This window comes from Paenibacillus sp. 1-18 (assembly GCF_000520755.1).
Classification (GTDB): Bacteria; Bacillota; Bacilli; order Paenibacillales; family Paenibacillaceae; genus Paenibacillus; species Paenibacillus brasilensis.
The window spans coordinates 1-8,011 of sequence record NZ_ASSB01000016.1; the positions used below are offsets into that span (position 1 = coordinate 1).

Sequence of the window (8,011 nt, forward strand, 5' to 3'; positions counted from 1 at the left end):
AGCGTACGCTCGTGGAGGTTCGAGTCCTCTCGACCGCATCAATGGAATAAACGGAAAAGTCTCTCGCGGTAGAGGCTTTTTTTTGTTTGTTTAGTGATGTATAAAGTAATGATTATGAAGAAATAATGATTCCGTAGTATAATATAACGCCATAATGTTATAAAATGATAAGTATAAACTTATGAAGTGACGGTGAAAAATATGGACACTCAACTGTTAGGAAATATATCAGAAAATATTTTGGGCTTGTTTCCGATTGTGAAGAAGAAATTTTTCACCTACGGTCCGCTTGATTTCCCTTTACATTTGTCGCCGAACAACTTTCAGGTATTACTACTGCTGCGAGAAGTGCGCTCGTCTACCGTATCGGATTTGTCCAAACAGCTTAATGTCTCGCGTCCGAACATGACTCCTCTTCTGGATAAGCTGGTGGAGCATGGGCTGGCTGACCGCCAGTCGTGTGACTCGGATCGCAGAGTCGTGAATGTGGCTATTACAGAAGAAGGCGACGCTTTTTGTGAACAGGTATTTCATACCTTTTCCAATAAAATTCAAGAGAAACTGGTGTTTTTGCCAGAAGAAGAATTATTGCACTTGAGCGAAACTCTAAATGAATTGAAGCAGATTTTACTTAAAATCGACAACTCTACTCCGTAATTGGTGTACAAGAGCTGACTAAAGACCGCCGTTTTCTTCGGAAAATGAGCGGTTTTTGTTGCATATTGTGGTATAATGAAAATCAACATACATAATTCGGCAATTTTGGCACACGCATCTTTGAAATGGGAACAGGGGACATGATATCGTTATTTGAGAGTCTGCTAGGGAGGAAGGAGCTTCTATGCAATCTATTTACCAACGTATTGAGCACCTTATCAAGGAACGGGGAATGACCAAAAAAGCGTTCTGCGAGCAGTTGGGTATTAGTACGGGGAACTTTGGAGATTGGAAAAGAGGAAAAACGACGCCGGGCACGAATAAACTCCTTGAAATCGCTTCGTTTTTTAATGCTAGTCTGGATTGGATCATGCTGGGGCGAGATGTGCGGGGTGAGGCGCTAAAGGAGTCGAAAGACCCTTATTTTTTTGAGGCTTCAGGGCAACTGAATTGCCAGGGGGAACCGCTAAGTGAGGCGGAAAAGGATTTTATACTTGAGTATATTGAATTTACTCGTTTTCGTAAAGAGAAAAAACACGGCAATTCAAATGCCGAATAATGATTTGCTTGAGGCTTGAGTTGATATTTCATAAGTAAAAGTTATGGTGTCGGAGGGGAAATATTGTGGGAGATCAAACTATTTATCAGCGGATTGAAGCTTTGATTAAGGATCGGGGAATGACCAAAAAGGCGTTTTGTGAAAAGCTTAAAATCAGTTCAGGGAATCTTGGGGACTGGAGAAGAGGGAAAACAACGCCGGGTACGATGCATCTAATTCAGATCTCGGACTTTTTTAACGTATCGCTCGACTGGTTAATGAAAGGGATCAAGCCGGGGGAAGGCGTACTCCAGGAGCAAAAGGCTGCTTATTTTTTTGGGGTGATGGGGCCATTGAATTGCCAGGCAGAAGATCTGGAAGCGGAGGAACAGAATTTTATTTTAGAATATGTTGAGTTTGCAAAATACCGTAAGCAAAAAAAAGAGAATAATAAAACAAAGCCAGAATGATCCTTTTACTGGAGAAGGAGACTACCCAGGATTGAAAACCCGTAAAACGGACTGGCGGGTTCGAATTACGAGTTTTTTTGGGGTTGTAGGAATATATGGAGTGCCATATATGTAACTGGAACCCTTGCATGCTGGTTTTAGAGCGGTGGTGCCTCCTTATAGTCGTTATCGTCGATATTCAGAATTGCAGCAACTTGTTTTCTGTGCCTTTGTGCTTTGCGGGTGCCATGAATCAGATTGGATAAACGTGAAGGCGGAATGTTGTGTGTCTCGCAAAATGTTTTCTGATCCAATCGGAGTTCGACAAGCCGTTGTTTGATGGCCCACCCGAAGGAGGTGACAGGCATTTTGTTATTCAAGAGAAATCGCCCCTTACGGATTCTTGCGGAATAATTGGTGTGTTATAATAATCATCAGTAAACATGTTAGAATTAACCATCTAAAACCATAATACACTTTTATACGTGTTTTTACAATCGTAAATACGTTATTTCATTAAACTAATCACTTAAATAAGTGAGGATTTGCAAAATCCTGAAGTATTAGATGACCTGAATCATTCATTTAGAGCCTGTTAATGGTGTGGAATTGCGGTTATGCTTGGATAAAAAGCACTCTGCCACTTGAGGAAAGCGGTAGAGTGCTTTTAGTGTTGGCGCTAGACTGGACTGGTCAAGCGATGCATCAGGGGGATGCTGGAAGGCGTTTGGGTAAGCCGGGGGAGGGAAACAGCCCTGCTTCATTCAGTCGGCTTTTACGGCTCATATAAGGCGGCTGAGTAATGTAGGAGCTGGACCAATGTTTATGAAGCAGTTCGTGCTGAAATGTAGCTGACCCAGACACGTTGAACTTTTTCCAGGTGATGAGCAATTCGTCGGTCATGCGCTCGATGAGAGGATTTTTTTCCTCGTATGGTGTATTTAGCAGCTTGGAAGCATCTTCGACACAGAAGGATACTGCTGCGGCAAGATAGCCGTGAATAGTCTGCTCCACATCATTTCCAAGGAGCAGGTTAATCCAGGTATGAACAGTAGCGAGTGTACCAATTGCGCTGTATTGAATAAGTATGGCTTCAAGCTGGTCAAATTCAAGCCAAGGATAGAGCGCTTTGGCAAGCTTGATCAGACGCTGACCAGACAGACGTGACTCTTTCGCGTGCTGTAGAGAGGAACGTTGGGTATGCAGCAGCTTATCAATAAGAGCGATACGCCAGCCATCCTCCTGTTGAATGGCGACATACAGGCTTTTGATGGCCATGCCGTCAAGCGTTGTGAATTGAGGATACAAGTCGTTCCGCATATAATGTTCCAGGTCTTGCAGACAGGTCAAGCGCCCGTTTCGGAATAGTTCCTCCAATCCGTAAGTACGGGTAAAGCCGCCGACGGGTAGGGAAGAGTCCAACAATAATGCGTAATTTAGTAAGCGATTGCCTTTATGCAGGGTGGTTCGCCTCCTTGAGATGAGTAATGATGTTATATTATTTAACCTTAAAATCAGTTTATTAGAATTTATTAAAGTTTCATGTAATATATATTCACATTTATATTGCTAAAATGTCAAATTAAATATTTTATAGCTTTTATATGTTACTTAATATTACATATAAAATAATTATTAAAATTGGGTTTACAAATATAAGCTATGGGAGTATAATAAATCCGTTGCCTCAAAACATTATGATTTGCGGTCGTGGTGGAATGGCAGACACGCTATCTTGAGGGGGTAGTGGGCGTACGCCCGTGGAGGTTCGAGTCCTCTCGACCGCATTATATGTAAGACATGATTACAAATAGCAATAACCCAAAAAAGCATCCTGACACGTTTTGCGTGAAGGGGTGCTTTTTTTGTTTTAAACGAATCTTATTTATCCCGCAAGAGCTTTTCAATATCTTCTGCCAGCTTACCGGAGTTGCAAGTCGCAATAGATGTAACGTGTGTTTTGTTATTGTAAAATCGCATTTTGTTCAAAACGGTAAATTGCGCAGCAAATAGAGCGAATTGCTGTGCTTCTCATCGTAAAAGCAGGCTCAATCGGCGTTTATCTGGTGCATATAGCACATTTACTTTCGCTTTTACAATAAAAGGACAAAACTCGTCCCATTACGCCAATATTGACATGCCTTTCATTTTTAAAAAGGGGTGAAAAACAGAGATTCAAGGAGATGGGAGAAGCATAGTCATTTTGTAAGCGTTATTATTGATCTTTTGTGCTCCAAAGAACGATTATAACCCCACAGGTGAGCTTTACAGTGTTCCTTGTGCGGGTGTATGATTCAAGACGTAATTTCAATTAACAAGAATGAATGCAGCAACGAATTATTTAAGCGCTGAATTTTGCAAATGCAAGAGCGGGGGAACCAATCGGGATTAATTAGGCTCTGGAAGCCGTGGTCTCATGGGGTGAATTTTCTGGCCAAGTGCCAGAAATAGGGCGACTCTCACGTCCAAATCCGACAGCTAACCTCGTAAGCGTACAGGGAGAGGCAACAAACCGCCGTGTGCAGCCATGGTTTATTTTATCATGGATATGTAAGAAGCCGGAGGAAAGCCTTTTTCCTTCGGCTTCTTTTTGTTGTCTTTTTATACCGGGAGAGGAGCTACTGATGGAAGGTCGGTTAATTATTGTCACTGCACCGAATGAAGCGGGCAGAAGTTTTGTGAAGTTGCTCATGTTCAAAAAACTGGCGTTTGCGGTACTCACCAATAGCGCTCAGGAGGAACGACAGCTCAAAAAAATGGGTGTGGAGCACATTGTACGCATCAATACGATGCAAGCGGGAAAATGGAATTTTCCCAAAAAAGAAATTGGCAGCGTGTATTTGTTCGAAAACAGCTTGAATCTGACTTGCCGTTTCCTGCAAATATGTCGGCCACTGACATCAGATTTGATCTATGTCATCACGCACGGCTGCAATCCACAAGGAATTTATCGGGGATTGGGAGCGGATCATGTGATTTACACATTGAACGGAGAGGTGGGTTTTCTGCTGAACGGATAAGCGCTTATAACATAGTTGTTTTATGATTTTTTATACGGGAGGGCTTGAACATGATGGATATATACATGCTGCTCGTGCTGGCTGTGAGTTATGGAGCGATACTGCTATTTGTACGCTGGTGTGATGCGCAGACCTCTAAAGGAGGGCGAAAAGGATGATTGTTGTGCTTGCGCTCACGGCTATGGTGTTGGTGTATTTAATCTACGCGCTCCTGAACCCTGAAAAGTTCTAATCAGCTATAAGATGAAGCGGACAAGAACAGCAGATCATGGATCAGGCTTCACAGATGGCGGTTTGGCGTAAACGTGTGCATTCGATTGGTGGTCTGAGTCAGGTCTGTTGTTCTACACACGCAGGAGCATTTTGAAGGAGGAATAGAGGATGGAGCTGCTGCAAATTGGGATTGTGATTGTCATATTGCTGCTCTTGGTAAAGCCAGTGGGCACTTATATGTATCATGTATTCTCGAATGAACCGAATCGGACGGATCGGATTTTTGGCGGAACGGAAAAGCTGATTTATAAGATTGTAGGCTTGAAGAAGCTGGGGAGTATGCGCTGGACTACGTATGTTATGAGCTTTCTTGCTACCAATGTCGTGCTGGTAATCATCAGCTATGTGTTGTTGCGTTTGCAAGGAATGCTTCCCGGCAATCCGGCTGGGAACGGCAATATGGAAGCTTCATTGACTTTTAACACGGTGATCAGCTTTATGACCAATACGAATCTCCAGCATTATAGTGGAGAAAGCGGACTTACGTATCTGACACAGATGGCGTTTGTCACGATGATGATGTTCACTTCGGCTGCTTCCGGATTTGCTGTTGCTGCGGCTTTTATGAGAGGATTGACGCGGCGCGGTGAAGGAATGGGCAATTTTTTTCAAGATTTTATCAAGGCGATTATACGGATTTTCCTGCCGCTTGCCTTTGTGCTCACGCTGGTGCTGGTTGGATTGAAGGTACCGCAGACGCTACAGCCTACGGCGAATGTTACGACGCTGAGCGGAACACAGCAGCAGATTGCTTTGGGGCCGATTGCTTCCTTGGAATCCATCAAGCATTTAGGTACGAATGGAGGCGGTTATGCGGGAGCCAACTCTGCGCATCCTTTTGAGAATCCAAGTCCCTGGACGAACGTGCTGGAAATTTTGGCTATGTGGGTGATGCCGGCTTCGCTGCCGTATACCTTTGGATTGTTTGCCCGTAATCGCAAGCAGGGCTGGATTATTTTTAGCTCGATGATGGTATTGTTCCTCATTTTTCTGTCCATTACGTACGTATCTGAGAAGACGGGGAATCCACTGATACAGGCGCTGGGTGTGGATGCTTCTCAAGGAAGTATGGAAGGGAAAGAGGTGCGCTTTGGCATTGGACAATCGGCATTATTCACTGCGGTGACGACAGCGGCAACGACGGGCTCGGTCAATAATATGCATGACACTCTGACCCCGCTGGGTGGTATGGCTGCTTTGGGTGAAATGATGCTAAACGTCATTTTCGGCGGCAAGGGTGTCGGGCTGATGAACATGCTGATGTACGCGATTCTGGGTGTGTTTATATGCGGACTGATGGTCGGAAGAACCCCGGAATTTATGGGTAGGAAAATTGAAGGCAAGGAAATGAAGCTAATTGCGATTGCCATTCTGGTACACCCGTTTCTCATTCTGGCCCCGACTGCGCTCGCATTTATGAGTCATTGGGGATATGATGCGGTCACAAACCCCGGATATCATGGGCTGACTCAGGTGCTTTATGAATATGCGTCCTCTGCGGCAAATAACGGTTCGGGATTCGAAGGTCTTGCGGATAACAACGTGTTTTGGAACATTATGACAGGCGTAGTGATGTTCTTTGGACGGTATGTATCTATGGTTGCACTGTTGGCTGTTGCGGCTTCATTGAATGCCAAAGCGCCGACTCCGGTGACGACGGGCACACTTCGCACGGACAACAAGCTGTTTGGGGCTATCCTGATCGGAGTTGTCCTGTTGATTGGTGCGTTGACCTTTTTGCCAGTCATCGTATTGGGGCCTGTAGCTGAATTTTTGACCATGTGATGAAGAATAGCATGAAGAAGAAAATGAGAATGGATGAACGGGGTGCTTGATCATGAAGGAACAACGTAAACGCATGCTGGATAAAAGCATCTTGAAGCATGCGATCAAGGATAGCTTTATGAAATTAAATCCGATGATCATGATGAAAAATCCTGTCATGTTCGTCGTGGAGATCGGTACACTGGTCGTGCTGCTCATGCTGCTGTTTCCCGGTTATTTTGGAACTGGCAACGAAATGGGCTTTAATCTAGCGGTTTTTATTATTCTGCTGTTCACGCTGCTTTTTGCCAATTTTGCCGAAGCGCTTGCGGAGGGACGAGGCAAGGCGCAAGCGGCCTCTTTGAAAAAATCCAAGCAGGATACACAAGCCAACAAGCTTGTCGGGGATGAGCTTCAGGTGGTCAGCTCGACTGAACTTCGCAAAGGTGACATTGTGATGGTGTCCCAGGGCGAGATGATTCCGAGTGATGGTGAGGTTATTGAAGGTCTTGCCTCAGTGGATGAATCCGCGATTACGGGAGAATCGGCTCCAGTGATCAAGGAATCGGGCGGTGATTTTTGCTCGGTAACGGGCGGGACACGGGTCGTGAGTGACCGCATTAAAGTGCGGATTACAACAGAGCCAGGCGAAACGTTTATTGATAAAATGATTTCGCTCGTGGAAGGGGCGCAGCGGCAAAAAACGCCGAATGAAATTGCGCTGAACACGCTGCTGATCAGCTTAACGATTATTTTTTTGATCGTGGTGGTCACGCTGGCTCCGATTGCCCGTCATTTTAACATCAATTTGCCTGTACCAGTCTTGATTTCGTTGCTGGTTTGTCTGATTCCGACCACGATTGGAGGGCTTCTGTCCGCTATTGGGATTGCCGGTATGGACCGGGTTACCCAGTTTAACGTGCTGGCGATGTCAGGCAAGGCGGTAGAGGCATCCGGGGACATCAACACGATGATTCTCGACAAAACGGGTACCATCACCTTCGGGAACCGGATGGCGAGTGAATTCGTGCCTGTAGGGGGCGTGGAGAAGGCAGAGCTAGTGAAGTGGGCAGCGATGAGCTCTATGAAGGATGAGACGCCCGAGGGACGCTCGGTGCTGGAATTGATGCGCAAGCAGGAGTACACGCTGGATGAATCTTTGGCGGCAGGCGGAGCCTTTATCGAGTTCAAGGCGGAAACCCGGATGAGTGGTCTGGATCTGACCGATGGACGAAAGGTACGCAAGGGCGCGGTAGACTCAGTTCGGCAGTGGATCGTATCGCAAAACGGCAGCGTTCCAGCCGATCTGG

9 protein-coding genes, 1 tRNA gene and 1 riboswitch are annotated in these 8,011 nt (G+C 45.3%); of the genes, 8 read left to right on the forward strand and 2 right to left on the reverse strand.

Translation table 11 applies throughout. The features are described from left to right. The first annotated feature begins 201 nt into the window (after positions 1-201). From L693_RS0100785 to L693_RS0100795, 3 genes are all read left to right on the forward strand, one after another. Complete coding sequence (locus L693_RS0100785; protein WP_025715641.1) at positions 202-657, forward strand: MarR family winged helix-turn-helix transcriptional regulator; 456 nt, start codon at positions 202-204, stop codon at positions 655-657. A 184-nt stretch (positions 658-841) separates the two neighbouring features. Beyond that, positions 842-1,216, forward strand: a complete 375-nt coding sequence (locus tag L693_RS0100790; RefSeq protein ID WP_025715643.1) for a helix-turn-helix domain-containing protein — start codon at positions 842-844, stop codon at positions 1,214-1,216. Between the two features lie 65 nt (positions 1,217-1,281). After that, positions 1,282-1,665 (forward strand): helix-turn-helix domain-containing protein, encoded by a 384-nt coding sequence (locus tag L693_RS0100795; RefSeq protein WP_025715645.1) that lies wholly within the window; start codon positions 1,282-1,284, stop codon positions 1,663-1,665. A gap of 137 nt (positions 1,666-1,802) precedes the next feature. Here the strand turns inward: L693_RS0100795 and L693_RS0100800 are convergent, their stop codons facing one another. Together L693_RS0100800 and L693_RS0100805 are read right to left on the reverse strand one after the other, a co-directional pair. Then, entirely contained in the window at positions 1,803-2,024 is a 222-nt protein-coding gene (locus L693_RS0100800; RefSeq protein WP_025715646.1) for a hypothetical protein, read from the reverse strand. Between the two features lie 325 nt (positions 2,025-2,349). After that, complete coding sequence (locus L693_RS0100805; protein WP_049825012.1) at positions 2,350-3,105, reverse strand: urease accessory UreF family protein; 756 nt, start codon at positions 3,103-3,105, stop codon at positions 2,350-2,352. A 243-nt stretch (positions 3,106-3,348) separates the two neighbouring features. Between L693_RS0100805 and L693_RS0100810 the strand changes: the two genes are divergently transcribed. The 5 genes from L693_RS0100810 to kdpB form a co-directional block, all read left to right on the forward strand. Next, positions 3,349-3,431, forward strand: a tRNA-Leu gene (locus L693_RS0100810). Positions 3,432-3,980: 549 nt separating this feature from the next. After that, a riboswitch (cyclic di-AMP (ydaO/yuaA leader) is annotated at positions 3,981-4,153 on the forward strand. Positions 4,154-4,268: 115 nt separating this feature from the next. Continuing rightward, a complete protein-coding gene (locus L693_RS0100815) occupies positions 4,269-4,664 on the forward strand; it encodes a hypothetical protein (protein ID WP_025715648.1) in 396 nt (131 codons plus the stop codon). Between the two features lie 154 nt (positions 4,665-4,818). Beyond that, a complete protein-coding gene (kdpF, locus tag L693_RS32235; RefSeq protein WP_081752060.1) occupies positions 4,819-4,896 on the forward strand; it encodes a K(+)-transporting ATPase subunit F in 78 nt (25 codons plus the stop codon). A gap of 149 nt (positions 4,897-5,045) precedes the next feature. Further along, positions 5,046-6,722: a potassium-transporting ATPase subunit KdpA gene (gene kdpA, locus L693_RS0100825; RefSeq protein WP_025715650.1), complete on the forward strand. Its 1,677-nt coding sequence runs from the start codon at positions 5,046-5,048 to the stop codon at positions 6,720-6,722. A 52-nt stretch (positions 6,723-6,774) separates the two neighbouring features. Continuing rightward, positions 6,775-8,011: potassium-transporting ATPase subunit KdpB (gene kdpB / locus L693_RS0100830; RefSeq protein WP_025715651.1), on the forward strand; the 1,237-nt coding region annotated here is incomplete at its 3' end.

Excerpts from the sequence above, each read along its gene's own strand:
- L693_RS0100785 (WP_025715641.1), top strand. The coding sequence starts at position 202 with ATGGACACTCAACTGTTAGGAAATATATCAGAAAATATTTTGGGCTTG.
- L693_RS0100790 (WP_025715643.1), top strand. The coding sequence starts at position 842 with ATGCAATCTATTTACCAACGTATTGAGCACCTTATCAAGGAACGGGGA.
- L693_RS0100815 (WP_025715648.1), top strand. The coding sequence starts at position 4,269 with ATGGAAGGTCGGTTAATTATTGTCACTGCACCGAATGAAGCGGGCAGA.
- kdpF (WP_081752060.1), top strand. The coding sequence starts at position 4,819 with ATGATTGTTGTGCTTGCGCTCACGGCTATGGTGTTGGTGTATTTAATC.
- kdpA (WP_025715650.1), top strand. The coding sequence starts at position 5,046 with ATGGAGCTGCTGCAAATTGGGATTGTGATTGTCATATTGCTGCTCTTG.